This is a genomic window from Streptomyces sp. NPDC021224 (assembly GCF_044332905.1).
Taxonomy (GTDB): Bacteria; Actinomycetota; Actinomycetes; order Streptomycetales; family Streptomycetaceae; genus Actinacidiphila.
In genome coordinates this window covers 18416-43685 of sequence record NZ_JBIRPW010000013.1, presented here as the reverse complement: position 1 = coordinate 43685, position 25270 = coordinate 18416, and the positions used below count along the sequence as shown (strand labels likewise).

Below are 25270 nucleotides of genomic sequence, written 5' to 3'. Positions count from 1 at the left end.
GCCCCGGACAGCCCGTGCGTGGGCGGGGCGGCCGTGCGCGCGAGGTGGGCGCGTCCCGCGCGCCAGCCGGGGAACACGACCCCACCTCGCCGACGCGAGCGCCCCTCGCGCACCTTCCCCCGCCACCCGACGGACCGGGCACTCGTGCGCGCCCGCCCTGCGGCCCGCCGGAGGCTACGGCCGCGCCCTCCCGCGCCCGGCCGAGGAAGACGCGAGCGCCCCTCGCGCACCTTCCCCCGCCACCCGACGGACCGGGCACCCCGTGCGCGCCCGCCCTGCGGCCTGCCCGAGAGCGCGCCTTCGCGCCCCTCCCGCGCCCGGCCGAGGAAGACGCGAGCACGCCGCCGACGCGAGCGGCCCTCGCTTGCCCGAGGTGAGTGCTGCCCGCGCCCCCTCCCCCGAGGCGCACGAACGCACCCCGCCGACCCGCGCGGCCCGCGTGCCCTCCCCCGCCCATCCGTCTCCCCGGTCGGCCGGGCAGGCCGTGCGCGGCGACACGCCGGGGGCGGTGCGGTGCGCTCGGCGCGCGTGGGGCGGGGGGAGCAGGGAGACTGGTCGCCCGCCCGTGTCCCTGGCACGTGGCGGGGTGCGGACAGGTGCGGCCGAGTGGTCGAGGGAGCACGGATGACGGTGACGGCCCCCGGGCTGCGGGCGGAGCCCGCCGTGTCCCGGGCCCGGCGGGCGGGCTGGGTCCGCGGGGCGGGCGCGGCCGCGGCGGGGGCGCTGCCCGCGCTCGCCTTCCCCGCGCCCGCGCTGTGGTGGCTGGCGTACGTCGCGCTGGTGCCGTGGCTGCTGCTGGCGCGGTCGGCGCCGACCGCGCGCCGGGCGGCGCTGGACGGCTGGCTGGGCGGCACCGGCTTCATGCTGGCCGTGCACCACTGGCTGGCCGCGAGCCTGAACGTCTTCCTGGTCGTGCTGGCCCTGCTGCTGGGGGCGTTGTGGGCACCGTGGGGCTGGCTGGTGCGGCGGCTGCTGGGCGCCGCGGGCGAGGGCGCGGCGCCGCGGCTCGGGCCCGCGCTGGTGCTGCTGCCGTGCGGCTGGCTGATGGTCGAACTGGCCCGCTCCTGGCAGTACCTGGGCGGTCCCTGGGGGCTCATGGGGGCCAGCCAGTGGCAGGTGCAGCCGGCGCTGCGGCTGGCCTCGCTGGGCGGGGTGTGGCTGGTCAGCGCGCTCGTGGTGCTGGTGAACACGGCGGTCGCCGCGCTCGTCGGGCTGCCCGCGCTGCGCCGCCCGGCGGCGGCCGCGCTGGTCGCCGCCGCGCTGGCGGCCGGCGTCGCGTGGCTGTGGGCGCCGCGGCCGCGCACGGCGGGCGGCGCGCGGATCGCGGTCGTGCAGCCGGGTGTGGTCGTCGGCAGGACCGCCCGGCTGGCCCGCGAGGAGCAGCTGACCCGGCAACTGGCCGGCACCCACCCGTCCCTGGTGGTGTGGGGCGAGAGCAGCGTCGGTGTGGACCTGACGGCGCAGCCGGGTGTGACCCGCGAGCTGGCCGCCCTGTCCCGTCTGGTCGGCGCCGACCTGCTGGTCAACGTGGACGCCGAACGGGCCGACGGCAGCGGTATCTCCAAGACCTCGGTGCTGATCGGCCCGCGGGGCGTGACCGGGCCCGGGTACGACAAGATGCGGCTGGTGCCCTTCGGCGAGTACATCCCGCTGCGGCCGCTGCTGGGCTGGGCCACCTCGGTCGGCAAGGCCGCGGGCGAGGACCGGCGGCGCGGCGCCCGGCAGGTGGTCATGGACACGGGAACCCTGCGGATCGGCCCGCTGGTGTGCTTCGAGACCGCCTTCCCCGACATGAGCCGCCGGCTGGCCGGGGACGGCGCACGGCTGCTGGTCGCGCAGTCGTCCACCGCGTCCTTCCAGCACACCTGGGCGCCCGCCCAGCACGCCTCGCTCGCGGCGCTGCGCGCGGCGGAGAGCTGGCGTCCTGTGGTGCACGCGACGCTGACCGGGATCAGCGCCGTCTACGACGCCTCCGGGCGCCCGGTGGGCCACCGCGTCGGCACCGGCACGGCCACCGCCGCGGTCTACGACGTACCGCTCGCGGCGGGGCGCAGCCCGTACGTGCGGTTCGGCGACTGGGTGCCGCACCTGGCGCTGCTGCTGGTGCTCTCGGCGGCCGCGTACGAGGTGACGCGCCTGGTCAGGCGGCCTGTTCCCGTACCTCGGTGACGATGCGTTCGCACAGCTCGTGGGTGGCCAGCGCGTCGCGCGCGTCCACCGGGGAGCCGGTGCCCGCGCGTACCGCGTCGAGGAAGGCCAGGGCGATCTGCTCGATGCCGCGCTGCCGGGCGACCGGCACCCAGTCGCCGCGGCGGCGCACCGTGGGCTGGCCCTTGTGGTCGACGACCTCGGCGAGGTTGAGCACCTGGCGCCGCCGGTCGCCGCCGCTGACGTCCAGGCTCTCCTCGACCGAGCCGCTCATCCGGTTCATCGACCCGATCGCGGTGAAGCCGTCGCCGGACAGGTGCAGGACGACGTGGTGCAGCAGGCCGCCGACCACCTTCGCCGAGACGCGGACCTGCCCGACCGGGCCGGGCGCGAGGAAGCGCAGGGTGTCGACGACGTGGATGAAGTCGTCGAAGACGACCTCGCGCGGGTCGTCGGCGAGCCCCACCCGGTTCTTCTGCATCAGGACGAGGTCGCGCGGGTGCTCCAGGCACTGCGCGTAGCCGGGCGCGTAGCGGCGGTTGAAGCCCGTGGTGAGCGGGACGCCGTGCTGTTCGGCCAGTTCGACCAGGGTGCGCGCGCCCTCGGCGTCGCGGGCGAGCGGCTTGTCGACGTACACGGGGACGCCCGCCTCGATGACGCGGGCCGCGACGGCGACGTGGTCGGCGGTGGGCGCGTGCACGAAGGCGGCGTCCAGGCCCTGGTCGAGCAGCTCGTCCAGGGTGGTGTGCCGGTGCGGCACCCGGTAGGTGTCGCCGACCCGGTCGAGGGTGGCGCGGGTGCGGGTGTGCAGGTGCAGGTCGAGTCCCGGCTGGGCGGCCAGCACCGGGAGGTACGCCTTCTGCGCGATGTCACCGAGCCCGATGACGCCGACCTTCAGGGGGGCGTTGCCCGCTGCCATGCGCTGCTCCTCGCCGTGCTGCCGCCCGCGCCCGGACGGGAGCGGTGCCACCGCAGCATACGGGCAGGTGGGCGCCACCCGGACGGGTGACCCCGGGGGCACGGCGGGCGGGTTTTTCACTCCTGCGGGGACTGCCGGACGCGCCCGCTCCCCGGCACAGTGGGCGGCGTGCGCCTGCTGCCCGCTGCAATGCTCCTGCTCACGGCGTCCGCCGTGACCGGATGCACCACCGTCTCCCCCGCCCGGCCCGACGCGACGACCCCGCCGCCCGGCCGTGCGCCCGCCGTGGTGACCCTGACGCCGCCCCCGGCCGCGCCGCTGCTCGCGGACGTACGCCCGGATCGCGGCACACCGTCCGCCACCGCGGCTCCGCACCAGCAGCCCACCGCGGCGGCCCCGCGCCCTGCCGCCCCGGCGGCGCCGCACGCACCGCGGGTGGTGCGGCACCGGGCGTCGGGCCCGGCCGCGGGGCAGCGGACGGGCACGCTGGGCAGCGGGCCGTGCGCGATGGGCCGGGCGTACGGGCACTGGCCCGCGGGCAGCAGCGCCGCCACCATCTGCCAGGGCGTCTACGGCCGCTGACCGCGCCCGGGTCGCCCCGTACCCCGGTGTGCGCCCGGGGTACGGGGTTACGGGGTACGGGCCGTTCAGCCCGCGGCGACCGCGCTGACCGCGAGGTTCGGGATGCGCCAGTCGATCGGCTCGTGGCCCTGCGCGGCGACCGCCGCGTCGATCTGTGTGAAGGGGCGACTGCCGAGGAAGAGCTTCGCCGACAGCGGCGAGGGGTGCGCGCCCTGGATGACGATGTGCCGCTCGGTGTCGATGAGCGGGAGCTTCTTCTTCGCGTAGTTGCCCCACAGCACGAAGACCGCCGGGTCCTGGCGTGCGGCGACGGCGCGGATCACCGCGTCGGTGAACTTCTCCCAGCCCTTGCCCTTGTGCGAGTTGGCCTCGCCCTCGCGGACCGTCAGCACCGCGTTGAGCAGCAGCACGCCCTGCTCGGCCCACGGCAGCAGGTAGCCGTTGTCCGGCACCGGGTGGCCGAGCTCGGCGCCCATCTCCTTGAAGATGTTGCGCAGCGACGGCGGGGTCTTCACCCCGGGCCGGACGGAGAAGCACAGCCCGTGGCCCTGGCCCTCGCCGTGGTAGGGGTCCTGGCCGAGGATCAGCACCTTGACGCGGTCGAAGGGGGTGGCCTCCAGCGCCGCGAACACCTCTTCCTCGGGCGGGAAGACGCGGTGCTCCTTCCGCTCGGCCGTCACGAATGCGTCGAGCTGCTGGAAGTAGGGCTTGTCCAACTCCTCACCGAGGACGGATTGCCAGGACTCGGGGAGCACGGTGGGCACGTCGGGAACCTCCGGTACGCGATCAGTTACTGCGTCAGAACGTACCGGCAGGCACTGACAGTCCGCTCCCCGACCGGTGGACAGCCCGTCCGGCGGCACCGGGGCCGCCGGACGGACCGCAGGTCAGACGCCGCCCGCGCGCAGGAAGAGGCCGCCGTCGATCACCAGGTTCTGCCCCGTGATCCAGCCCGCCTCGTCGCCGAGCAGGAAGGCCGCGGCGCCGCCGATGTCCTGCGGCATGCCGAGCCGCCCGAGCGGGTAGCCGGCCGCGGCCTCCTCCTCGCGCCCCTCGTAGAGTGCGGCGGCGAACTTCGTCTTGACCACCGCGGGCGTGATCGAGTTGACCCGCACGCCCGGAGCCATCTCGGCGGCGAGCTGCACGGTCAGGTTGACCATCGCGGCCTTGCTGATGCCGTAGGCGCCGATGAAGGGCGAGGGGGCGAGGCCCGCGATCGAGGCGATGTTGAGGATCGCGCCGCCGTGGTCCTTCTGCCACGCCTTCCAGGTCTGCTGCGCGAAGCCGAGCGCGGAGATCACATTGGTCTCGTAGACCTTGCGCGCGACACCGAGGTCGAGGTCGGCGAGCAGCCCGTAGACGGGGTTGGTGCCGGCGTTGTTGGCCAGGTAGTCGATCCGGCCGAAGGCCTCCATGGCGCGCTCGACGGCCGCGGCCTGGTGCGCCTCGTCATGGGCCTTGCCCACGACGTAGACGGCCCGGTCGGGGCCGAGCCGCTCGACGGCCTCCTTGAGGGTGTCCTCGGTGCGGCCGGTGATGCACACCCGGTCGCCGCGGGCGACGAGGGCCTCGGCGATGGCCAGGCCGATGCCGCGGCTGGCACCCGTGACGAGCGCGGCCTTGCCGGTGTCGGGGGTGGTGGGGTTGTTCTGGGTCATGGTGTGTGCGCCCTCCGGGCGGTCAGTCGAGCGGTCCGCCGGCCACGTACAGCACCTGGCCGGAGACGAAGCCTGCGTCGTCGCCGGTGAAGAAGGCGATGGCGTTGGCGACGTCGTCGGGCCGGCCGACGCGCTGCACCGGGATCTGGGTCGCGGCGGCGGCCTGGAAGTCCTCGAAGCCCATGCCGACCCGGGCGGCGGTCGCGGCGGTCATGTCGGTGGCGATGAAGCCGGGCGCGACGGCGTTGGCCGTGACGCCGAACTTGCCCAGCTCGATCGCCAGCGTCTTGGTGAAGCCCTGCAGCCCGGCCTTGGCGGCGGAGTAGTTGGCCTGGCCGCGGTTGCCCAGCGCGGAGGACGAGGAGAGGTTGACGATCCGGCCGAACGCCGCGTCGACCATGTGCTTCTGCACCGTGCGGCTCATCAGGAAGGCACCGCGCAGGTGGACGCCCAGGACCGTGTCCCAGTCCGCGGCGCTCATCTTGAACAGCAGGTTGTCGCGCAGCACCCCGGCGTTGTTCACCAGCACCGTGGGCGCGCCCAGCTCGGCCGCGACCCGCTCGACCGCGGCCTGCACCTGCGCCTCGTCGGAGACGTCGGCGCCCACCGCGAGCGCCCGCCCGCCGGCCGCCGTGATCGTCTCGACGGTGTCCTTGCAGGCGGTCTCGTCGAGGTCGAGTACGGCGACGGCGCGGCCCTCGGCCGCCAGCCGGACCGCCGTGGCGGCGCCGATCCCGCGGGCGGCGCCGGTGACGATCGCGACGCGCTGCTCGGTGCTGGACATCTGTTCTCCTCAGCCCTTGGTGCGGTCGCCCGGCGCGCTGTCACGCATGAGCGACCGCTTAGTAGGTTCCGATGCCGAAACCGTAGGAGGACAGTGACCCAGTGTCAACGCCATCAGTGCCGATGTGGCTCACCGCACCGGAAGCCCGGTGCGGCGCCGTCAGCGGACCAGCAGGGCGAGCAGCCGGTCGGCCTCGCCCTCGGGATCGGCGGTGAGGCCGGTGTGGATCGGGCCGGGCTGGACGATGGTGCTGCGCGGGGCCGTCAGCCAGCGGAAGCGGCGGCCGGGGTCGTCGCCGCCCGCCTGGCCCGCGTCCTCGCCGCCCGCGCACACCTCCTGGTAGCCGCGCAGCGCGGCCCTGACGCCCGCCACGTCGACGCCCGCGTCCAGACAGCGCAGCCGCGTCTCGTCCAGGTGCACCCGCACACCGACGAAGGACTTCGCCCGGCAGTAGACGAGCACCCCGGCGTTGATCATCTCGCCGCGCTCGATCCGCGGCACCACGCGCACCAGCGCGTACTCGAACACGTCCCGCCCGCCCATCAGGCGTGCCTCTCCTCGTTGTCGCGGCCGCCCTCGGCGGCGGCCTCGGCGTTCCTGCCCTCGACCCAGGTGCGCAGCCACTCCGGCGGGGGCTGCCGGTCGCGCGGGCGCGGCGCGAGGGTGATCCGCTCGTGGATGCCGGGCGCGCGGGCGGCGAGCAGCTCGACGTAGGCGCGCCGCACGTCGTCGGGCCCGGCGAAGCCCGGCTCGTCGGCCAGCCACGCGTCGGGGACGAGCGCGGTGACCTCGGTGAGCAGGTCGGGGGTCACCAGCGGGGCGAGTTCGGCCGCCGCTGCCGCCGGGTCGGGCGAGAAGCGGGACAGCGCGTGGTCGGAGGCGTCGTAGGGCTTGGCCGCGGAGGCCTCGGCGCCCTTCCAGTTGTGGTGCCAGATGAGCGAGGCGCCGTGGTCGATGAGCCACAGGTTGCGGTGCCAGACCAGCAGGTTGGGGTTGCGCCAGGAGCGGTCGACGTTGCCGATCAGCGCGTCGAACCAGACGACGCGGCTCGCCTCGGCGGGCTCGACGCCGAAGACCAGCGGGTCGAAGCCGAGCGAGCCGGGCAGGAAGTCCATGCCGAGGTTGAGCCCGCCGCTCGCCCTGAGCAGGTCCTGGATCTCCTGGTCGGGCTCGCCGAGGCCGATCACCGGGTCGAAGTCGAAGCGGACCAGCTCCGGCACCCGCAGTCCCAGCCGCCGGCCCAGCTCGCCCGCGATCACCTCGGCGACCAGCGCCTTGCGGCCCTGCGCGGCGCCGCTGAACTTGACCACGTACGTGCCGAGGTCGTCGGCCTCCACCACACCGGGCACCGACCCGCCCTCGCGCAGCGGCGTCACATAACGGATGCCCGTCACTTCTCTCAGCATCGCCCCAGGATATGGGGGCGCACGGGTGCCCCGCGGGCCGTGGCGGATGTCACCGATGTGATGAACGAGGAATCCGGCACGCGTGTCGTTGAACGGATGGCCGTGATCGCCCGTATCAACGGTCACGCGTGGACAGCACGCCGCCGGTCGGCCCCGCCGCCGACCGGTCCGACCAGACGACAGGACCCGCTCATGCCCGAAACGCCCGGACTCCCCCTGACCCCGACCCGCCGTGCCGTCGTCGCGGCGGCCGGCGGCGCGGGTCTCGCCGCCGTACTGACCGCGTGCGGTTCGGACTCGGGCTCGGACTCCGGCTCGTCGTCCGGCGCCCCGGCCTCGGGCACCCCCGCCCCGGACGGCGGCTCGTCCGCCGCCTCGTCACCGGCCGACGGCGGCTCGGGCGGCGGGGGCGACGTGCTGGCCAAGACGTCGGACATCCCGGTGGGCGGCGGCAAGGTCTTCGCCGACCAGAAGGTGGTCGTCACCCAGCCCACCGCGGGCCAGTTCAAGGGCTTCTCCGCGGTGTGCACCCACCAGGGCTGCACGGTCATCGACGTGTCCGGCGGCACGATCAACTGCCCCTGTCACGGCAGCAAGTTCAAGGTCGCGGACGGCTCGGTGGCGCACGGTCCGGCCACCTCGCCGCTGCCCTCGAAGGCGGTCACGGTCTCCGGGGACGGCATCACCCTGGCCTGACCCCGGGGCCGCCCGGACCGGCGGTTCAGCCCAGCGCGCCCGCCGCCGCCCCCAGCGCCTCCACCGCCGCCCGGATCGCCGGGCGGCGGTCGGCGTCGGCGCGCCAGACCGCGTAGATGTGCCGCCGCATGGTGTGCCGCACCGGCACCACCCGCACCCCGCCGGGCATCGGGTCGCGGCCGAGCCGCGGGATGACGGCGACCCCGAGGCCCGCGGCGACCAGCGCGAGCACCGTCGCGTGCTCCTCCGCGTGGTGCGCGATCCGCGGCTCGACGCCCTTGCCGCGCAGCGTGAACAGCAGCCACTCGTGGCAGAAGCCGCCGTCCGGCCAGGCGATCCAGTCGTCGTCGGCCAGTTCGCCGAGGTCGATCTCCGCGCGGTCCTCCAGCCGGTGCCCGGCCGGGAGCGCGACGTCCACGAAGTCGTCGAACAGCGGCGCCTTGGCCAGGCCGCCGGGCAGCGACAGCGGCTTGTTGTACCAGTCCAGGACGACCGCGAGGTCGACGTCGCCACGGGTGAGCCGGGCCAGCGACTCCTGCGGCTCCAGCTCGTGCACGGTCGTGCGCAGCTGCGGGTGGGCGGCGCGCAGCGCGCGCAGGGCGGCCGGGAAGAGCCCGCGCACGGCGGTCGGGAAGGCGCCCGCGGTCAGGTCGCCGACGGCGGCGCCGCGGTGCGCCTCCAGGTCGGAGTGCGCCAGCTCGACGAGCGACAGGATCCGCTCGGCGTGCCCGGACAGCAGCCGGCCGGCGTCGGTGAGCCGCACCCCGCGGCCGCTGCGGGTGAGCAGCGTCTGGTCGGCCTCCCGCTCCAGCTTGGCCATCTGCTGGGAGACGGCCGAGGTCGTGACCCCCAGCACGTCGGCGGCGGCGCTCACCGATCCGTAGGTGTCGATCGCGTGCAGGACGCGCAGACGTTCCAAGCTCAACATGTAAGAGATTCTACGCGGACTGTGTATGAATACTCGCTTGTTCTACGAGATCGGGCCCGTCATCGTGTGGACATGACCGCACCCGCCGAGAGCCGTCCCGCCCCCCTCGCGACCGAACCGGGCCCCGCCCCCGCCGCCGTCCCCGCTCCCGCCGCTCCCCCTGGTCCCGCCGCCGGTCCGGGCCGCCGGCCGCTGCTGGACTGGCGGCTGCGCTTCGCCGCGCTCGGCCTGGTGTGGGGCTTCAGCTTCCTGTTCATGAAGGTCGGCAACGAGGCCTTCGCACCGCTCCAGGTGACGCTGGGGCGGATGGTGTTCGGTACGGCGGTGCTCGCGGCGGCCGTGGCCGTGCGGCGCGACCGGCTGCCGCGCTCGCCGCGCACCTGGCTGCACCTGTTCGTCGCCGCCTTCCTGCTCAACTCGCTGCCGTTCACGCTCTTCGCCACCGCGGAGCAGACGATCCCGTCGATGCTGGCCGGGATATGCAACGCGGCGACCCCGCTGTTCTCGATGCTGGTGTCGCTGGTCGCGCTGTCCGAGGACCGGCCCTCGCGCGAGCGCTTCGCGGGCGTGGGCCTCGGCTTCATCGGGGTGCTCACGGTGCTCGGCGCCTGGCAGGGCTTCGCCGGGCAGGACCCCAAGGGCACGCTGATGGCGCTGACCGCGGCGGTCAGTTACGCGGTGGGCTGGGCGTACGTCCGGCGGACCCTGAGCGGCACCGGCGGCTCCCACCTGGCGGTGTCCGCGAGCCAGCTGCTGGTCGGCACGCTGCAACTGCTCGTCGTCACCCCCTTCTTCACCTCCGTGCCGGACAGCTGGCCCGCGAAGTCGGTGCTGTCGGTCCTCGCCCTCGGGGCGCTCGGCACGGGTGTGGCCTTCCTGATCCAGTACGGGCTGGTCGCCGAGAAGGGCCCGACGATCGGGGCGATGGTGACGTACCTGATCCCCATCGTCGCGACCGCCGCGGGTGTGCTGCTGCTCGGCGAGACCCTGCACTGGAACGAGCCGGTCGGCGCCGTCGTCATCCTCGCCGGGGCCGCCCTCACCCAGCGCCGCCCCCGCAAGTAGGCCGGGCCCGCGGCTCAGCCGTGGCGGACCTCACCGGCGGCGGGAGCGCGCAGCACCGCCGCGACGGCGTCGGCCAGCGGCGCGATGTCGTCCGGCTCCAGCGTCGAGACGGTCAGCCGGACGGCGGGGGCCGAACGGACCCGGAAGCGGGCGCCGGGCGTGGCCGCCCAGCCGTGCTGGAGCAGCCCGGCCACCGCGCCGGTCTCGTCGCTGACCGGCACCCAGACGTTCATCCCGCTGCGCCCGTGGGCCGCCACCCCGCGCTCGGCCAGCGCCCGCACCAGCCCGTCGCGCCGCAGCCCGTACGAGGCGGCCACCGCCGCGCGGTCGACCGCGCCGTCCTGCCACAGGTGGACGACCGTGCGCTGGAGCAGGTGGCTGACCCAGCCCGCGCCGAGCCGGTGCCTGCCACGCATCCGGTCCACGGTCGTCGCGTCGCCGGTGTAGAGCGCGAGCCGCAGGTCGGGGCCGTACGCCTTGGCGACCGAGCGGATCAGCACCCAGTGGTCGGTGACGCCCGACAGGCAGTGCAGCGGCAGCTCGACGGCGCCGTGGATGTGGTCGTCGTCGATCACCAGCACCTCGCGGTGCCCGGCCAGCAGGGCACGCAGCTCGGCGGCGCGGGCGGCGGAGACGGCGGCGCCGGTGGGATTCTGCCCGCGGGCGGTCACGATCAGGGCGCGGGCGCCGCCCTTCAGCGCGTGGGCCACCTCGGCGGCGACCGGCCCGTCGTCGTCCACCGCGACCGGCACCGTCCGCAGGCCCAGGGCCGGGACCAGGTCCAGCAGGCTGCCCCAGCCCGGGTCCTCGACGGCCACCGCGTCGCCGGGCCGCAGATACGCCGTCAGCACCCGCTCCATCGCGTCGAGCGACCCGGAGCTGAGGCCGATCGGCCCGGCGGGCACCCCGTCGGCGTCCAGCGCGGCGCGCGCCATCCGCTCCAGGTCGGCGTCCACCGGCGGGCCGCCGTAGAGCGTCGGACGCAGCGCGTGCTCGGCGGCGGCCGCGGCGAGCGCGTCGCCCAGCGGCGGGAGCAGGGCGACGTCCGGGTTGCCCTTGGAGACGTCGCGGACGCCCGCGGGCACCTCGATAAGGATCTGGTCGCGCGGCGTGGTCGCGGGCCGGGCGCGCACCCGGCTGCCGCGGCGGCCCGCGGTCTCGATGACCCCGCGGTCGCGCAGCAGCCGGTAGGCGGCGGCCACCGTGTTGGAGTTGACGCCCAGTTCGGCGGCCAGCTCGCGCAGCGGCGGCAGGGCGTCGCCGGGGCGCAGCGCACCGCCGCCGACGGCCCGTTCGATGTCGGCGGCAATACCCGATGCGCCGCGACCTGTGATTCTGTACTCTCCTAGCACAAAGCTGATTATGCACTAGTGCAAAGGATCGCGCCATGCCGACCCCGACGGCCGACACCCCCTCCGGCGAACCCGCAGAGCAGCTCGGCACGTACACCGCCACCGACCGCACCGTCCCCACCCGCTCCCGGGAACGGGCCGCCTACGACCGCGCGACCGTGCACGCGATCCTCGACCAGGGGTACGTCTGCCACCTCGGCTTCGTCCGCGACGGCGCGCCCGTGGTGCTGCCCACCCTGTACGCGCGCAGCGGCGAGCGGCTGTACGTGCACGGGTCCACCGGCTCCCGCCCGCTGCGCGGCGCCGCCGGCGGCGGCCTCCCGGTCTGCCTCACCGTCACGCACGTGGACGGCCTGGTGCTCGCCAAGTCCGCCTTCCACCACTCGATCAACTACCGCTCGGTGGTGGTGCACGGCACCGCGTACGAGGTCACCGACCCGGACGAGCGGACCGCCGCACTCGACGCCATCGTCGACCAGGCGGTGCCCGGCAGGTCCGCCGACACCCGGCGGCCGAACGCGAAGGAGCTCGCGGCGACCGCCGTGATACGCCTCGACCTCGGCGAGATCTCGGCGAAGACGCGCACCGGCGGGCCCAACGAGGAGCCCGAGGACATCGGGCTCCCCCACTGGTCGGGCGTCGTCCCGGTCGCTACGGCGTACGGCGCCCCCGAACCGGCGCGGCTTCCGGGCCAGGCGACGCCGCCCCTGCCGGACTACCTGCCGCCGGTACGGCGCTGACCGCCACTCCCCCGGCCACCGGCCCCGCCTGCCGCGGCAGGCGGCGCGCCGCACGCGCCTCGTCCGCCGCGAGCGCGGCGACCGCGGCCAGCAGGCACAGCCCGCCCACCACGGTCGCCGCGGTCAGCCGCTCGCCGAGCAGCGTGACCGCCAGGACCGTCGCCGACAGCGGCTCGATGAGCGCGATCACCGACACCGTCGCGGCACGCAGCACGGCCGCACCCGCGAAGTACAGCCCGTACGCCAGCGCCGTCGGCACCGAGGCGAGATAGCCGAGCAGCAGCAGGGTGCGGCCGAGGTCCGCCGCGTGCGGCAGCGGGCCTTCGGCCCAGGCCGCCGGGAGCATCACGACCGCGCACAGCCCGAACGCCCACATCGACATGTCGAACGGGTCGCCCGCCTCGCCCCGGTGGCCCCACCAGCGGGTCAGCACGGTGATCGCCGCATAGCCCGCGGCGGACAGCACCGCGAGCGCGACACCCGCGGGACGTACGGAGGTGCCGCCGCCGTCACCCAGCACCAGCACGGCCAGCCCGCCGAGGGCACCCGCCACCGCCAGGACGCCGCCGCGGCCCAGCCGCTCGCCCATCACCAGCCGCGCGGCCAGCGCGATCAGCACCGGGCCGGAGCCGAGCGTCACGACGGTCGCGACCGCCAGACCGGTCGACCGCACCGCGCAGAAGTACGCGGCCTGGAAGACGGTCAGACCGGCGCCCGTCGCCAGCACCCGGCCCACCGTCGTCCCGCCCCGCGCCGGGCGGCGTACCAGCCGCACCCCGAGCAGCAGCACGAAGCCGCCGGCGGCGCGCCAGAACGTGAGGGCCAGCGGCCCGAGCCCGCTGCGGCCGTACAGCGCGGCCGCGACCGCGCCCGCCGTACCCCAGCCGGTGGCGGCGACGACGACATAGATCAGGCCCCGGGTGGCCGGGGCGGAGGCATGCCTCAAGAAGTGCCTGAAGAACACGGAATTCTCCCGCGAAAGGATGGGTGGTCGGATCACTCGTCCCTGCGTGCGGGCAGCACCGACCGCCCCGGCGCTCGCGCCGGACCGTGTCTACGTCGTCCTCAGACCCCTTCGCTGCCCGCGATTACGCCGCGGGCGGCGGGAGAACAGTTGCGTGCATGGGCTCACGATAGCCGCCCCGGGCTGCCTCCTGGGGTGGTGTTCGCGATCTTCCCGCCGTCGTGGCCGGTCGCGCAGTTCCCCGCGCCCCTGAAAACGCTCACCCTGCGCGCACAGGGCACCCACCAGGAGCGCGGGGAACTGCGCGCGCAACCCACCACCGGCAGAAGGCCGCACAAAGCACCGCACGAGGCACCCCGGAGCGCCCCCGCCCCCGCCCCCGCGGAAGCGCTCAGCGCAGAAACTCGGGGGTCGCGGGCCGGGCCGCGGGGGTCGGCTCGGGGGCGTCGGGAAGCCCCCCGGCGGGGCGAGCCGCGGCCGTCTGGGCCACCAACGCACCGGCCAGCACGAGCGCGCCGCCGGCGATCTGCGCGGCCCCGAGATGCTCATCGATGAGCACCCACGCCAGCACCGTGGCGACCACCGCCTCCAGCACGCCGACGACCGCCGCGACCTGCGGGCTGAGCGTGCGGACGGAGGTGACCCCGGCGAGGTAGGCGACCACAGTCGAGACCAGGCCGATCCAGCCGACGAGCAGCACCGCAGGAACGTCGCGGTCGCCGAGCGCGGCCTGGTGCCCGAGGTCGGACCACCGCATCGTCCAGGGGTGGGCGACGAGCGTGAGGACGAGCGTTCCGACGAGCAGCCCGTGCGCGATCACGGCGACCGGTTCGGGTGCGTCGTCCCCGTCCGTCCCGTGGTCGGCGAGCACGAAGTACGCGACCTGGCAGCACGCGGCCCCGAACGCGTAGAGCAGCCCGAGCGCGTCGAAGGCGAGGCCGGACCAGATCTCGACGACGCACGTCATGCCGCCGGTCGCCAGGACGACGCCGAGCGCGGCGGCCCGGGTGACGGGGCGGCGCTGAACGAGCCGGATCCAGCCCAGCAGCAGGGCGGGGCCGAGGAATTCGACGAGGATGGCGACGCCGACGGGTATGCGGTCTATGGCCACGAAGTAGAGGGCCTGGCAGCCCACGATGCCGAGCAGGCCGAACCCGGCGATCAGCGCGGGCTTGCGGCGGGGCAGCGTGCGGTAGCGCAGGGCGACGGGCGCCAGCACCAGCGCGGCGACCATCACCCGCATCCACACCACCTGGAGCGGGGAGAACCCGAGGTCGATCAGCGGTTTGGCGGCCACCCCCGAGCCGCCGAAGGCGCACGCCGACAGCACGGCGAGCCCAAGTCCCCTGCTCCTCATACCGGATCCGCGCATCCGGCCATCATGTCAGCCCCCGACAGGACCGTCATCCTCAGAATCCCTGACACCGCGCTGCTCCGGAACGACCCCGGGTGCCTCGTGGAGTTCGTCCGGATCGAGGCCCGCCGCGCGCAGGACGTCCGCGGCGCGGCAGTCCGGGTCGGCGGTGAGGGCGTGCAGCAGGTCGATGCCGTCGGCCTCGTCCCGGCCACGCAGCCGGGCCAGTTCGGCGGCGCCGCGCAGCGCGGTCGCCGCGGCGGGGCTCCAGCCGGGGGCGGTCAGGGTGAGGGTGGGTATCTCGCCGGAGTCCTCCACCGAGCCGCGCCAGCGCAGCCCGTAGCCGATGCTGCGCTGGACGAGGTAGCCGAGCACGCGGGCGGACCGGCCGGGCGGGGCGTCGCAGGCGGCGCGGGCGTGCGGGTCGTGCTCCAGCAGGGAGTGCAGCAGGTGCGCGGTGTCGGCCTGCGTGTCGCCGTCACGGACCGCGCGGCGGCGGGCGTCGGCGAGGACGGCGCGCACCCCGGCCGTGAGGTGGGCGTCGTCCGCGGGACGGGCCGGCTCGTGCTGCGGCCCCTGGTCGCTGTACACGCCACCCATCTCAGCAGAGTGATCGTGCCCGGCGCATCGGCTCAGCGGTCCATTCCGCATCCGCCCGCGGAGGGGGGTGCCCGGCGCGCTCTCCTCCCCTGGGATGAGTCATGGCCACAGCAAGGTGCGGGTCCAGTCGCCGTTCCCGGGGCTCCGGTCGCCGTCGCGGGTGTAGCGCAGCCGCAGGTGGCCGCGGTGCGGGTCGGCCTGGAAGAACTCGGCCTCACCGGCGCGCAGCCGGTAGACGGTGTGCCACTCGGGCACCCGGTCGGGCTCGGCGGACACCAGCGCCTCGGCGGCGAGCCGCTCGCGCGCGTACTCCTCGGGGCCGGCGAGCGGCGCGCTGACGGTGCCGGTGAAGGCGGCGGCCCGGGAGGCGGGGCTGCGGCCGAGGAAGTCCCGCCAGGCGGCCTCGGCGGACAGCGTCACGACCGGCCCGGCGAGCCGGATCTGGCGGCCGTGCGCGGGCCAGTAGAAAGTCGCGGCGGCGACGGGGTGGGCGGCGAGGTCGCGGCCCTTGCGACTGCGGGCGTCCCCGGCGAAGACGACGGAGCAGTCGGCGGAGTCCACCCCGCGCAGCATCAGGACCCGGGCGCTCGGCGTCCCGTCGGGCGCGGCGGTGCTCAGCGTCATCACGTGCGGCTCGGGCAGCCCGTCGGCGAGCGCCCGGTCGAGCCACCCGGCGAGCAGCGGGCCCGGCGCGTCGGGCGCCCGGTCCGGGTCGAAGTGCGGCAGCGGCCCGGCGAGCACGGGCGCGGCCCTGATCCGCTCCAGCAGCGCGCGGTCGACGTCCGCCGGGTCCGCGGGCCCGCCCGGACCGGGACCCCCGGGCATCGCCGGACCGGCCCCCGGCTCCTCGCCGTCGTGCATGTGCCGCCTCCTCCGTGCGCTCGGCCGGGCACCGTCCGTCCCCGGACGCGTCCAGCCTCGCAGGCGGTGCGCGGCCGGGGGGTGCGGCACGGCGGGCCGCGCGCGGGGAAAGCCCCGTGCGCGGCCCGCCGCAGGCCCGCGGAGGGCGCGGGCGACGGGCGTCAGTGCACGGTGACCGTGGTGGTCACGCTGCCCGCGGTGAAGACGTACGCACCGGGCGCGACCTGCTGCGGACCCGAGCCGTCGATGTCGCCCTGGGTCACCGCGAGCCGGTTCGGCGGCACCTTGAGGGTGACCGTCGTGCTCTGGCCCGCCGCGAGGTGGACGCGGGTGAAGGCGACGAGCTTGGTGGGCGGCGCGAGGACGTCACTGGTCGGCTGCGAGACGTACACCGGCACGACGAGGTCGCCCGCGCGGTCGCCGGTGTTGGACACCCCGACCTTGAGGCTGATGGTGTCGCGGCTGCGGGCGGTCGCGGAGCCGGCCTTGAGCGAGTCGAAGGCGTAGGTGGTGTAGGACAGGCCCGCGCCGAAGCGGTAGGCCGCGTCGTAGGTGGACTCCGGTCCGGCGTTGGTGCCGGGGAGCTGCTGGTAGTACAGCGGTTCATTGCCGATGTCCTTGGGCCACGACGCGCTGAGCCGGCCGCTCGGGTTGACCTTGCCGAACAGCACGTCGGCCACCGCGTGGCCGCCCTCGCTGCCGGGCAGCCAGGACATCAGCAGGCCCTGCGTGCCGTCGGCGCCGCCGAGCACCAGCGGGCGGCCGGCCAGCACGACGGTGACCACCGGCTTGCCGGTCGCCTTCAGGGACGAGACCAGCGCCTGCTGGTCGGCGCTCAGTTCGGGGCGCGGGGCGTCGGCGCTGCCTTCGGCGGCGGCCTTCTCGCCGACCACGACGACGGTCAGGTCGGCGTCCTTCGCCTGCGTCACCGCGTCGTCCGCGGAGGTCGCGCGGACCACCGACGTACCGGAGGGCGCGGCCTCCTTGATCCCTTCCAGCACGGTGGTACCGGGCAGCGTCACCCCGTCGGGCACGCCCTGCCAGCCGACGGTCCAGCCGCCGGCCTGGTCGTTGATGTCGTCGGCGTAGGAGCCGGCGACCACGATCTTCTTCGCGCCGGAGGAGATGGGCAGCACGCCGCCCTCGTTGCGCAGCAGCACCTGCGACTCGTCGGCGGCCTGCCGGGCGAGCGCGGTGTCGGCGCCGACGACACGTCCGTCGGCCTTCGAGGCGTCCACGTAGGGGTGTTCGAACAGCCCGAGCCGGAACTTCATGGTGAGGATGCGCGTCACGGACTCGTCGACGCGCTTGACGGAGACCAGGTGGCGCTGGACGGCGGTCCTGAGCGCGGCGCTGAAGCCCTGCGCGTCGTAGGGCTCCATCGCCATGTCCAGACCGGCGTTGACGGCCTTGGCGACGGCCGCGGGGTAGTCGGCGGCGACGTGGTAGCTGGTCTGGAGCGCACTGACGTCCGCCCAGTCGCTGACCACGACGCCCTTGAAGCCGAACTGCTTGCGCAGCACATCGGTGAGCAGGTAGCGCGAGCCGGTGGCCGGGATGCCGTTGATGGCACCCGAGTTGACCATCACCGACATCGCACCGGCGTCGATGGCCTGCTTGTAGGACGGCAGCAGGGTGTCCTGGAGGTAGCGCAGCGAGACGTCGCCGGGGACGCGGTCGTGGCCGTTGCCCGGTTCGCCGTAGCCCGCGAAGTGCTTGACCGTCGCGGCGACCTTCTTGGCGCCGTCCGCGCCCTGGATGCCGGAGACCGCGGCGGCCGCGAGCGTGCCGGACAGCAGCGGGTCCTCGCCGTAGGTCTCGTAGTAGCGTCCCCAGCGCTGGTCGCGGGCGATGTCGGCGACCGGGGCGAAGTTCCAGTCGATGCCGGTGGCGGCGACGGCCTTGGCGGTGGCGGCGCCCGCGTCGCCGACGAGGGCCGGGTCCCAGGTGGAGCCGAGGCCGATCTCCTGCGGGAAGATCGTCGCGCCCAGCACGTTGTTGTGTCCGTGCACGGCGTCCACGCCGTAGATGACGGGGATGTGCAGGCGGGTTTTCTCGATCGCGTACTTCTGCACCGCGTTGACCATCACGGCCCAGTTCTCCGGGGTGTTGACCGAAGGTCCCGCGCCGCCGCCGGAGAGAACGGACCCGGCGGCATTGTCGACGAGTACGTTCTTCATGCACGATTCGGTGAAGGCGCCGCCGCTCCACTGGCAGTCGCCCTGCATGCGCACCACGGAGATCTGGTCCATCTGGCCGATCTTCTCGTCGAGCGTCATGCGTTTGAGCAGGTCCTTGACCCGTACGTCGACAGGGGCGTTGGCGTTGGTGTAGGTGGGATTGTCACCGGCCTGGGCCGGTACGGAGGCCACCGCCGCCACGCAGGCGGCCGCGGTGGCCAGTGTCAGAAGGGTTCTCATGCGCAGTCGTCGAGCGTTCGTTGGCATCGCAGGCGTCCCGTTCCTGTTGGGGATCCCCGGGCTTGCCGGGGCCGACCGTGCCGTAAACGTTTCCGATCGGCGGGAAGTCTGTCCTCGCCCCGACTGATCGTCAAGACTGTGTGCAGCACGCTTTTCGCCGCGTTTTCCTGTCGTTCTCCTCCGTCCGTCCGTGTACCGCCCCTGTCCCGCAATCCCCCGCCCGCACATCCGCCCATTTCCTCTCGCGCAGAACGGGTCCGTCGTGAACATCCGTGAACTCGCCCGCCGCAGCGGGGTGTCGACCGCCACCGTCTCCCGCGCCCTGAACGACAGGGCCGAGGTGAGCGAGGCCACCCGCGCCAAGATCCGCGCGCTCGCGAGCGAGCTGGGCTACGCGCCCAACGAACCCGCCCGCACGCTCGTCCGGCGCCGCTCGGACACCGTCGGCCTGGTGTGGGACAGCGGCCAGGAGGCGATAGGCCTGCACAACCCCTATCTGCTGGGCCTGCTGAGCGCCGTGCGCACCGCGCTGTCCGAGGCGGACTACCACCTGATGCTGCTCACCACGCCGGGCGCCGAGGACCAGGAGACCGCGCACCTCCAGGCGGTGCGGCGGCACAACCTGGAGGGCGTCATCGTGCTGACCACCCCGCCGGACGACCGCTGCCTGCGCGCCCTCGCCGACTCGGGGGTGCCCTGCGCGGGCATCGACACCGCCTTCACCGGACCGCGTACGGTACGGGTCAGCTCCGACAACGCGGCGGGCGCCGAGGCGGCCGTCCAGCACCTGTACGACCTCGGTCACCGGCGGATCGCCACCGTCACCGGCCCGCTGCACCTGCCGCCCGCCGCCGAGCGCCTCGCGGGCTACCGGCGGGCCTGCGCCCGGCTGGGCCTGAGCGTGCCGCCGGAGTACGTGACCGAGGGCGACTTCTTCCTGGCCAGCGGGCAGAGCGCGGGCAAGCGGCTGCTGGCGCTGCCGGACCGGCCCACCGCCGTCTTCGCCGCGGGCGACCAGATGGCGATCGGCGCGATGCACGCGGCGGCCGACGAGGGCCTGTCGGTGCCGCGCGATCTGGCCGTGGTCGGCTTCGACGACATCGACGCGGCCTCGCTGGTGCGCCCGGCGCTGAGCACCGTCGCCCAGGACCAGCGCGGCCTGGGCGAGGCGGCGGTCGCGGCGCTGCGCGGGCTCATCGACGCGGCCCCGGTGGCACCCGTACAGCCGCGCATCATCCCGACCCGGCTGGTCATCCGCGGGTCGAGCCGCCCGGGGGTCTGACCGGGGCCGTGTCACCGCCCGGGGGTGCTGTCTCGTCTGCTTGCCGAGACGGTGTCGACCAGGGAACGGGCGGGCGATGGGCAGCAGGGACGGGACGACGTACGGCACGGACCGCGCGCAAGGGGCGCCGGACCCACGGCGGTGGGCGGCGCTGGGCATCCTGACGGCGGTGCAGTTCATGCTCATGATGGACGTCACCGTCGTGAACATCGCCCTCCCCCGCATCCAGTCCGGCCTGCACTTCTCGCCCGGGGGCCTGCCGTGGGTGGTCAACGGCTACGTGCTGACCGCGGGCGGCTTCCTGCTGCTGGGCGGCCGGCTGTCGGACCTGTACGGGCGGCGGCGCGGCTTCGTCGCCGGGGTGCTGGTCTTCGGCGCGGCCTCGGCGGTGTGCGGCACCGCGGGCTCCTCGGCCGCGCTGGTGGGCGGCCGCTTCGCGCAGGGCCTCGGCGAGGCGCTCGCGGGCCCCGCGGCGCTCGGGCTGATCCCGGTGCTCTTCCCCGACCCGAAGGAGCGCACCAGGGCGCTCGGGGTGTGGGGCGGCACGGCGGCGGTGGGCAGCGCGGTCGGCTCGGTCGTCGGAGGGTCGCTGACGGATCTGGTGAGCTGGCGGTGGGTCTTCTTCGTCAACCTCCCCGTCGCACTGTTCGCGCTGGTCATGGTCCCGCGGGTGATCCCGGAGAGCCGGATGGCGCGCACCGGCCGGGGCGTCGACCTGGCCGGTGCGGCGGGGGCGACGGGAGCGCTGGTGGCGGTCGTCCACGGGCTGCTGCAGGCGGCCGGCCACCCGTGGGGCTCGGGGCGGGTGCTGGCGCCGCTGCTCGGCGGGCTCGCGCTGCTGGCCTGCACGGTGTGGTGGGAGACGCGGGCGGCGGATCCGGTGCTGCCGCCGCGCTTCTTCGCCGACCGCACCCGGGTGACGTCCAACGCGGCGAGCGTGCTGTCGCTCGCCGCCTTCCACACGTACGCGTTCCTGCTGACGCTGTACCTCCAGCAGGTGCTGGGCTGGTCGCCGCTGCGGACGGGCCTGGCGTACATCCCCTTCACGCTGGCCATCGGTGCCGGCATGGCGGTGTCCACGGCGCTGATGCCGCGGTTCGGGGTGCGGGCGACGCTGGCCACGGCCTTCGCGGGCAGTGCGGGCGGGCTGCTGCTGGCCGTGGGCGGGCTCGCCGTGCACGCCTCGTTCGCCGCCGGGATCATGCCCGCGCTGCTGGTCTACGGCTTCTTCAACGCCGTCGGCTATCCGGCGCTGACCAACGGGGCGCTGCACGGGGTGACGGGCCAGGACGCGGGGCTGGCCTCGGGGGTGCAGACCGCGATGCAGCAGGTCGGCGCGTCGCTCGGGCTGGCCGCGCTGGTCCCGCCCGCGCTGCGGTACGTCCGGCACCACGTGGCGGGCGGCACGGCGCCCGCGGTCGCCGCGACGCACGGCTACGCGCTGGCGCTGCGGGCAGCCGCGGGTGTGCTCGCCGTCGCCGCGGTCCTGGCGCTGACGCTTCCGGCCCGGCTCGCCTCCGCCCCGCGGGACGCGGCGCGCGAGACGGCGGACGGCACGCCGGGCGAGCCGGTCGCCCGTGAGCACCCCGCCGAACGCGGCGCGGCCCCCCGGGGGACGAACCCCCGGGGGCCTGCGTTCCCCCGTGCCGGCCCGCGGGCGGGCGGCTCAGGAGGCCGGGCCGGTGTCCTTGCGGAACTTGCCGCCGTCCGCCCCGCCGTCCCTGCCGTCGTCCTCGTCGGCGAGGATCAGGTAGAGCCGCCTGCGGGCGTCGTTGACCACCGTGAGCGCCTTCTCGCGCTGCTCGGGGGTGCCCGCGACCCACACCTGGCGGAAGGCCTCGACCAGACCGCCGCCGGCCTTCCTTATCTCGTTCATGGCCTCCCAGTCGACGCCGCGACCGGCGTCCTCCCAGGGCGCCTCGGATCCGGCCTCGGCCTCGGTGCGGCCCTCGTCGGTGAGCGTGAAGAGCTTCTTGCCGCCCTCGCTCGTGCTGGTGATCAGGCCCTCGTCCTCCAGCAGCTGGAGCGTCGGGTAGACCGAGCCGGGGCTCGGCTTCCACGCGCCGCCGCTGCGGTCGGCGATCTCCTGGATCATCTCGTAGCCGTGCATCGGCCGGTCCTTGAGGAGGGCCAGGATCGATGCCCGTACGTCGCCGCGCCGCGCCCGGCCGCGCGGTCCGCCGCGGCCCCGTCCTCCGGGGCCCCAGGGCCCGCCGCCGCCGAAGGGCGGCCCGAACGGGCCGAAGGCGGCCCGGCGTCCGTCGCGTTCTCCGGGACCGTGCTCGCCGTGCGCGCAGGGTCCGTGTCCGTGATGATGTCCACGCATAACGTTTTCTCCTATCGTGATCGTTCGCGATGCTTCAACGATATATCGGTGACTGTCGTCTGGCAAGCCCTTCCGGCGAACGGCCGGGCGGACCGGGAAACGCCCCGGCCGGAAGGGGCAGAGCGGATCGGCGGACCCGGCGCTGTCGGTGGGGTCGGGCACACTGAAGGCATGGACAGATCGGATCTGGTCCGGCTGCGGCGGGCCCGCGACCGTATGGACCGGGAGTACGCGCAGCCGCTGGACGTCCCGGCGCTGGCGCGCGACGCGCTGATGTCTCCGGGGCACTTCTCGCGCAGCTTCCGCGCGGCGTTCGGCGAGACGCCCTACGCGTACCTGATGACGCGCCGCATAGAGCGCGCCAAGGCACTGCTGCGGCGCGGCGACATGTCCGTGACCGATGTGTGCATGGCGGTGGGCTGCTCGTCACTCGGCTCGTTCAGCACCCGCTTCACCGAACTGGTCGGCGAGTCCCCGCGCGCCTACCGGGCGCGCAACCACACCGAGCTCGCCGCGCTGCCGTCCTGCGTCGCCCGGATCGTCACCCGACCGGTCAGGATCAAAGAAGTACGCGCGGGTGGCCCTGCCGTAGCGTGACCGGCATGGACATCAAGCTCTCCCACACCTTCCTGGCCGTGGACGACCACGACAAGGCGATCGAGTTCTACCGCGACATGCTCGGCCTCGAAATCCGCAACGAGGTGGGCTACAACGACATGCGCTGGGTCACGATCGGCTCGCCCGCCCAGCCGGAGGTCGACATCGTTCTCGAACCCCCGGCGGTGAACCCGAACATGACGCCGTCCGACCGCGAGGCCGTCGCCGACCTCATGGCCAAGGGCGTCTACGGCCGGGTGGTGTTCTGGTCCGACGACGTCGACGCGACGTTCGAGAAGCTCTCGGCGGCGGGCGCGGACGTCGTCCAGGAGCCCACCGACCAGCAGTACGGCGTCCGCGACTGCGCCTTCCGCGACCCGGCGGGCAACGAGGTCCGCTTCAACCAGACCAAGCGCTGACCCCCGGCCCCGGCCGGGCCCGGGTACCGCTGCGGGCCCGCCGGGGGGGACGGGCCCGCAGCATCCCTGTGCGCGCCGCACGGCCGTCGGCGCTACGCCACCGGGGGCGGCCAGGTGTCCGTCCGCCAGGCGTTGGCCGCCTCGACCCGACCGCACACCCCGAGCTTGGGGTAGGCGTGCTCCAGGTGCTTGTCGACGGTGCGCGGGCTGATGGCCAGCCGGTGGGCGATCTGCCCGTTGGTGAACCCGTGCGCGAGCAGCGTCAGCACCTCCGCCTCCCGGCGGCTGACCAGTGCCCGCGCGGGCGGGGCGCGGTGCAGCCGGCCGAAGGTGCGGCCGAGGCGCGGCCGGAGCATGGCGGCGACCGCCAGGTCGGCGTCGCCGAAGTCGCTGCCGCTGCGGTTGACGGCCACGCACACCTGCCGCCGCACGCCGCCCTCGGTCCCCGCGGGGAAGGACATCGCGAGCTGGTCGTCCGCGCCCACCCGGCGGTAGACGTCCGCGTAGACCGGCAGCGCGTGGTAGTCGGTGCGGCTCTGCATCCGCGACCGGCATGCCGGGGTGCCCGGTCCGTCGGTGGTGTGGGCCACCAGCGGGTCGTCCGGGGCGCCCCGCCGGTAGGCGGCGAGCAGCCCCGTGCCGAGCAGCCCGTCCGGCAGGGTGAGCGGGGCGGCGGGACCGGGGCGCGGGGACCACACGACGCTGTCCCCGGGGAGGGCGGACAGGAGCACCGGCAGCAGGGCCGGGACGAGCCGCTCCTCGTCGTCGGCGTCGATCAGCAGGTCCACCACGGCGAGCATCCGCCGCAGGCCCGCGGCTCCGACCGCGCCCATACCTCCAGCCTCGCCAGGGCGAGCGCCCGGGTCAAGGCGTACCCGCGCCCGCCGCCGGGGGCCCGGACGGCGGGCGCGGGTACGGGGGTGCGGGCGCGGGTACGGGGGTACGGGGGTGCGGGCGCGGGTACGGGGGTGCGGGCGGCTCAGCGGGTCACCGCGTACACCCGGTTGACCGGGCTCTCGGCGGCCAGCTCCCAATGGTGCAGTCCGGCGCCGTCCGCGATCCGCCGCATCGCGTCCTCGCCCGCGTGGTTGCCGAGCGCCTCCGGGCCCGGCTGGGCCAGCGCGGAGGGCAGGCAGACCGCGACCGACGCCGCCGACAGGCCGCGGCCGATCGGATGAACGTTCTCCGTCACCTCCGCGGACACGTTCGGCTCGACGAGCAGGCACACGCCGCCGTCGGCGAGCGCGTGCTCGGTCCGCCGCAGCGCGCCGCCCGGATCGCTCATGTCGTGCAGGCAGTCGAAGAAGGTGACCAGGTCGTAGCCCTCACCGGGGTAGTCCTGCGCGCTCGCCACGTCGAACTGGACGCGGTCGGCGAGCCCTTCGCGCTCCGCGAGCGTACGGGCGGCCTCGACCGAGGGGCGGTGGAAGTCGTAGCCGTGGAAGCGCGAGGCGGGGAAGGCCTCGGCCATCAGCAGGGTGGAGTACCCGAAGCCGCAGCCGATGTCGGCCACCCGGCCGCCGTCCTCCAGCCGCTCCACCACGCCGTCGGCCGCGCCCAGCCACTCGGGCACCAGGGCGGCGGCGTATCCGGGCCGGAAGAACTTGGCCGTGCCCTCGAAGAGCGCGGGCCCGTGCTCGCCCCAGCCGACGCCCTCACCGGTGCGGAAGGCCTCCAGCAGCGCGTTCTCGCTGCCGTACAGAGCCTGGAGCATGGTGAACATGCCCGCCGCGTACGTCGGGGCGTCGGGGTCCGCGAGGACGGCGGCGCGCTCGTCGGACAGCATGTAGCTGCCGCGCTCCGCGTCGTAGTCCAGGTACTCCCCGGCCACCTGGGCGTCCAGCCACTCGCGCAGGTAGCGCTCGTCGAGGCCGGTGCGTCCGGCCAGGTCCGCCGGAGTGAGCGGGCCCGCCCCCGCCATCGCCGTGTAGAGGCCGAGCCGGTCACCGATCGAGGTGCACAGCCCGGCCATCGCGGCGGCTCCGTCGGCGATCACCCTCTCCAGGAACTCCCTCACGCGCGCTTCCTCCGCCGTCGGCGCGGCATCCGCGTCCTGCGGGGCCGGTGCGGTAGGTGCGGTAGGTGCGGTAGGTGCAGTGGGTGCGGCGGTCATGGCACTCGCCTCCTCCTCCCCTCCACTGCACCGGACCCGCCCCCCGCCGGGCAATA

23 protein-coding genes and 2 pseudogenes are annotated in these 25270 nt (G+C 74.9%); 9 read left to right on the top strand and 16 right to left on the bottom strand.

What is annotated here, in order from left to right:
• The first annotated feature begins 624 nt into the window (after positions 1–624).
• A complete protein-coding gene (gene lnt / locus ACH4PY_RS27325) occupies positions 625–2169 on the top strand; it encodes an apolipoprotein N-acyltransferase (RefSeq protein WP_398188298.1) in 1545 nt (514 codons plus the stop codon).
• On the opposite strand, the gene ACH4PY_RS27320 is transcribed toward lnt, so the two are convergent.
• Entirely contained in the window at positions 2141–3046 is a 906-nt protein-coding gene (locus ACH4PY_RS27320; RefSeq protein WP_398188613.1) for a Gfo/Idh/MocA family protein, read from the bottom strand. The genes lnt and ACH4PY_RS27320 overlap by 29 nt on opposite strands.
• Positions 3047–3235: 189 nt before the next feature.
• Here ACH4PY_RS27320 and ACH4PY_RS27315 point away from each other — a divergent pair, with 189 nt between their 5' ends.
• Positions 3236–3649 (top strand): hypothetical protein, encoded by a 414-nt coding sequence (locus ACH4PY_RS27315; protein WP_398188295.1) that lies wholly within the window; start codon positions 3236–3238, stop codon positions 3647–3649.
• Between the two features lie 65 nt (positions 3650–3714).
• Here the strand turns inward: ACH4PY_RS27315 and ung are convergent, their stop codons facing one another.
• The 5 genes from ung to ACH4PY_RS27290 form a co-directional block, all read right to left on the bottom strand.
• Positions 3715–4413: a uracil-DNA glycosylase gene (ung, locus tag ACH4PY_RS27310; RefSeq protein ID WP_398188292.1), complete on the bottom strand. Its 699-nt coding sequence runs from the start codon at positions 4411–4413 to the stop codon at positions 3715–3717.
• A 123-nt stretch (positions 4414–4536) separates the two neighbouring features.
• Positions 4537–5307, bottom strand: coding sequence for an SDR family oxidoreductase (locus tag ACH4PY_RS27305; RefSeq protein WP_398188289.1), 771 nt, complete (start codon positions 5305–5307; stop codon positions 4537–4539).
• Between the two features lie 22 nt (positions 5308–5329).
• Positions 5330–6091, bottom strand: a complete 762-nt coding sequence (gene fabG / locus ACH4PY_RS27300; RefSeq protein WP_398188286.1) for a 3-oxoacyl-ACP reductase FabG — start codon at positions 6089–6091, stop codon at positions 5330–5332.
• A gap of 159 nt (positions 6092–6250) precedes the next feature.
• On the bottom strand, positions 6251–6634 hold the full coding sequence (locus tag ACH4PY_RS27295) for a DUF3037 domain-containing protein (protein ID WP_398188283.1): 384 nt from the start codon (positions 6632–6634) through the stop codon (positions 6251–6253).
• Positions 6634–7497 carry a HipA family kinase gene (locus ACH4PY_RS27290; RefSeq protein ID WP_398188280.1) on the bottom strand — a complete coding sequence of 288 codons (864 nt, stop codon included), beginning with the start codon at positions 7495–7497 and terminating at the stop codon, positions 6634–6636. The genes ACH4PY_RS27295 and ACH4PY_RS27290 overlap by 1 nt, the downstream gene beginning before the upstream one ends.
• 192 nt (positions 7498–7689) lie before the next feature.
• Between ACH4PY_RS27290 and ACH4PY_RS27285 the strand changes: the two genes are divergently transcribed.
• Positions 7690–8193 carry a Rieske (2Fe-2S) protein gene (locus ACH4PY_RS27285; protein WP_398188277.1) on the top strand — a complete coding sequence of 168 codons (504 nt, stop codon included), beginning with the start codon at positions 7690–7692 and terminating at the stop codon, positions 8191–8193.
• A 25-nt stretch (positions 8194–8218) separates the two neighbouring features.
• On the opposite strand, the gene ACH4PY_RS27280 is transcribed toward ACH4PY_RS27285, so the two are convergent.
• A complete protein-coding gene (locus ACH4PY_RS27280) occupies positions 8219–9121 on the bottom strand; it encodes a LysR family transcriptional regulator (protein WP_398188275.1) in 903 nt (300 codons plus the stop codon).
• Positions 9122–9193: 72 nt separating this feature from the next.
• Here ACH4PY_RS27280 and ACH4PY_RS27275 point away from each other — a divergent pair, with 72 nt between their 5' ends.
• Entirely contained in the window at positions 9194–10186 is a 993-nt protein-coding gene (locus ACH4PY_RS27275) for a DMT family transporter (RefSeq protein ID WP_398188273.1), read from the top strand.
• 14 nt (positions 10187–10200) lie between these two features.
• On the opposite strand, the gene ACH4PY_RS27270 is transcribed toward ACH4PY_RS27275, so the two are convergent.
• A complete protein-coding gene (locus tag ACH4PY_RS27270) occupies positions 10201–11538 on the bottom strand; it encodes an aminotransferase class I/II-fold pyridoxal phosphate-dependent enzyme (protein ID WP_398188270.1) in 1338 nt (445 codons plus the stop codon).
• A 35-nt stretch (positions 11539–11573) separates the two neighbouring features.
• Here ACH4PY_RS27270 and ACH4PY_RS27265 point away from each other — a divergent pair, with 35 nt between their 5' ends.
• A complete protein-coding gene (locus tag ACH4PY_RS27265; protein WP_398188267.1) occupies positions 11574–12278 on the top strand; it encodes a pyridoxamine 5'-phosphate oxidase family protein in 705 nt (234 codons plus the stop codon).
• Here ACH4PY_RS27265 and ACH4PY_RS27260 read toward each other — a convergent pair.
• From ACH4PY_RS27260 to ACH4PY_RS27240, 5 genes are all read right to left on the bottom strand, one after another.
• Complete coding sequence (locus ACH4PY_RS27260) at positions 12190–13224, bottom strand: DMT family transporter (RefSeq protein ID WP_398188264.1); 1035 nt, start codon at positions 13222–13224, stop codon at positions 12190–12192. The two genes, ACH4PY_RS27265 and ACH4PY_RS27260, sit on opposite strands and share 89 nt — an antisense overlap.
• Before the next feature lie 409 nt (positions 13225–13633).
• The gene (locus ACH4PY_RS27255; protein ID WP_398188261.1) at positions 13634–14599 is read right to left on the bottom strand and encodes an EamA family transporter; all 966 of its coding nucleotides are present in this window, start codon (positions 14597–14599) and stop codon (positions 13634–13636) included.
• Between the two features lie 27 nt (positions 14600–14626).
• A complete protein-coding gene (locus ACH4PY_RS27250) occupies positions 14627–15196 on the bottom strand; it encodes a Clp protease N-terminal domain-containing protein (protein ID WP_398188258.1) in 570 nt (189 codons plus the stop codon).
• A 99-nt stretch (positions 15197–15295) separates the two neighbouring features.
• Positions 15296–16057, bottom strand: coding sequence for a pyridoxal 5'-phosphate synthase (locus ACH4PY_RS27245; protein WP_398188255.1), 762 nt, complete (start codon positions 16055–16057; stop codon positions 15296–15298).
• 161 nt (positions 16058–16218) lie between these two features.
• Positions 16219–18477 carry a glycoside hydrolase family 3 N-terminal domain-containing protein gene (locus ACH4PY_RS27240; RefSeq protein ID WP_398188252.1) on the bottom strand — a complete coding sequence of 753 codons (2259 nt, stop codon included), beginning with the start codon at positions 18475–18477 and terminating at the stop codon, positions 16219–16221.
• A gap of 262 nt (positions 18478–18739) precedes the next feature.
• Between ACH4PY_RS27240 and ACH4PY_RS27235 the strand changes: the two genes are divergently transcribed.
• Both ACH4PY_RS27235 and ACH4PY_RS27230 read left to right on the top strand, forming a co-directional pair.
• Positions 18740–19759 (top strand): LacI family DNA-binding transcriptional regulator, encoded by a 1020-nt coding sequence (locus tag ACH4PY_RS27235; RefSeq protein WP_398188249.1) that lies wholly within the window; start codon positions 18740–18742, stop codon positions 19757–19759.
• A 76-nt stretch (positions 19760–19835) separates the two neighbouring features.
• Positions 19836–21095: pseudogene (locus ACH4PY_RS27230) on the top strand (MFS transporter); the annotation flags it as partial.
• Between the two features lie 393 nt (positions 21096–21488).
• Here ACH4PY_RS27230 and ACH4PY_RS27225 read toward each other — a convergent pair.
• Positions 21489–22085: pseudogene (locus tag ACH4PY_RS27225) on the bottom strand (PadR family transcriptional regulator); the annotation flags it as partial.
• Between ACH4PY_RS27225 and ACH4PY_RS27220 the strand changes: the two are divergent.
• Complete coding sequence (locus ACH4PY_RS27220) at positions 22071–22682, top strand: helix-turn-helix transcriptional regulator (RefSeq protein WP_398188610.1); 612 nt, start codon at positions 22071–22073, stop codon at positions 22680–22682. The pseudogene ACH4PY_RS27225 and the gene ACH4PY_RS27220 sit on opposite strands and share 15 nt — an antisense overlap.
• Positions 22683–22687: 5 nt before the next feature.
• Entirely contained in the window at positions 22688–23101 is a 414-nt protein-coding gene (locus ACH4PY_RS27215; RefSeq protein ID WP_398188246.1) for a VOC family protein, read from the top strand.
• A 92-nt stretch (positions 23102–23193) separates the two neighbouring features.
• Here the strand turns inward: ACH4PY_RS27215 and ACH4PY_RS27210 are convergent, their stop codons facing one another.
• Together ACH4PY_RS27210 and ACH4PY_RS27205 are read right to left on the bottom strand one after the other, a co-directional pair.
• Positions 23194–23934: a LuxR C-terminal-related transcriptional regulator gene (locus tag ACH4PY_RS27210; RefSeq protein WP_398188243.1), complete on the bottom strand. Its 741-nt coding sequence runs from the start codon at positions 23932–23934 to the stop codon at positions 23194–23196.
• 146 nt (positions 23935–24080) lie between these two features.
• The gene (locus tag ACH4PY_RS27205) at positions 24081–25118 is read right to left on the bottom strand and encodes a class I SAM-dependent methyltransferase (RefSeq protein ID WP_398188240.1); all 1038 of its coding nucleotides are present in this window, start codon (positions 25116–25118) and stop codon (positions 24081–24083) included.
• Between the last annotated feature and the right edge of the window lie 152 nt (positions 25119–25270).

Bases quoted from the DNA above. Each gene is read 5' to 3' on its own strand.
- lnt (WP_398188298.1), top strand. From the start codon at position 625: ATGACGGTGACGGCCCCCGGGCTGCGGGCGGAGCCCGCCGTGTCCCGG.
- ACH4PY_RS27305 (WP_398188289.1), bottom strand. From the start codon at position 5,307: ATGACCCAGAACAACCCCACCACCCCCGACACCGGCAAGGCCGCGCTC.
- fabG (WP_398188286.1), bottom strand. From the start codon at position 6,091: ATGTCCAGCACCGAGCAGCGCGTCGCGATCGTCACCGGCGCCGCCCGC.
- ACH4PY_RS27295 (WP_398188283.1), bottom strand. From the start codon at position 6,634: ATGGGCGGGCGGGACGTGTTCGAGTACGCGCTGGTGCGCGTGGTGCCG.
- ACH4PY_RS27290 (WP_398188280.1), bottom strand. From the start codon at position 7,497: ATGCTGAGAGAAGTGACGGGCATCCGTTATGTGACGCCGCTGCGCGAG.
- ACH4PY_RS27285 (WP_398188277.1), top strand. From the start codon at position 7,690: ATGCCCGAAACGCCCGGACTCCCCCTGACCCCGACCCGCCGTGCCGTC.
- ACH4PY_RS27280 (WP_398188275.1), bottom strand. From the start codon at position 9,121: ATGTTGAGCTTGGAACGTCTGCGCGTCCTGCACGCGATCGACACCTAC.
- ACH4PY_RS27275 (WP_398188273.1), top strand. From the start codon at position 9,194: ATGACCGCACCCGCCGAGAGCCGTCCCGCCCCCCTCGCGACCGAACCG.
- ACH4PY_RS27265 (WP_398188267.1), top strand. From the start codon at position 11,574: ATGCCGACCCCGACGGCCGACACCCCCTCCGGCGAACCCGCAGAGCAG.
- ACH4PY_RS27255 (WP_398188261.1), bottom strand. From the start codon at position 14,599: ATGAGGAGCAGGGGACTTGGGCTCGCCGTGCTGTCGGCGTGCGCCTTC.
- ACH4PY_RS27250 (WP_398188258.1), bottom strand. From the start codon at position 15,196: ATGGGTGGCGTGTACAGCGACCAGGGGCCGCAGCACGAGCCGGCCCGT.
- ACH4PY_RS27245 (WP_398188255.1), bottom strand. From the start codon at position 16,057: ATGCACGACGGCGAGGAGCCGGGGGCCGGTCCGGCGATGCCCGGGGGT.
- ACH4PY_RS27240 (WP_398188252.1), bottom strand. From the start codon at position 18,477: ATGAGAACCCTTCTGACACTGGCCACCGCGGCCGCCTGCGTGGCGGCG.
- ACH4PY_RS27220 (WP_398188610.1), top strand. From the start codon at position 22,071: ATGATGTCCACGCATAACGTTTTCTCCTATCGTGATCGTTCGCGATGC.
- ACH4PY_RS27215 (WP_398188246.1), top strand. From the start codon at position 22,688: ATGGACATCAAGCTCTCCCACACCTTCCTGGCCGTGGACGACCACGAC.
- ACH4PY_RS27210 (WP_398188243.1), bottom strand. From the start codon at position 23,934: ATGGGCGCGGTCGGAGCCGCGGGCCTGCGGCGGATGCTCGCCGTGGTG.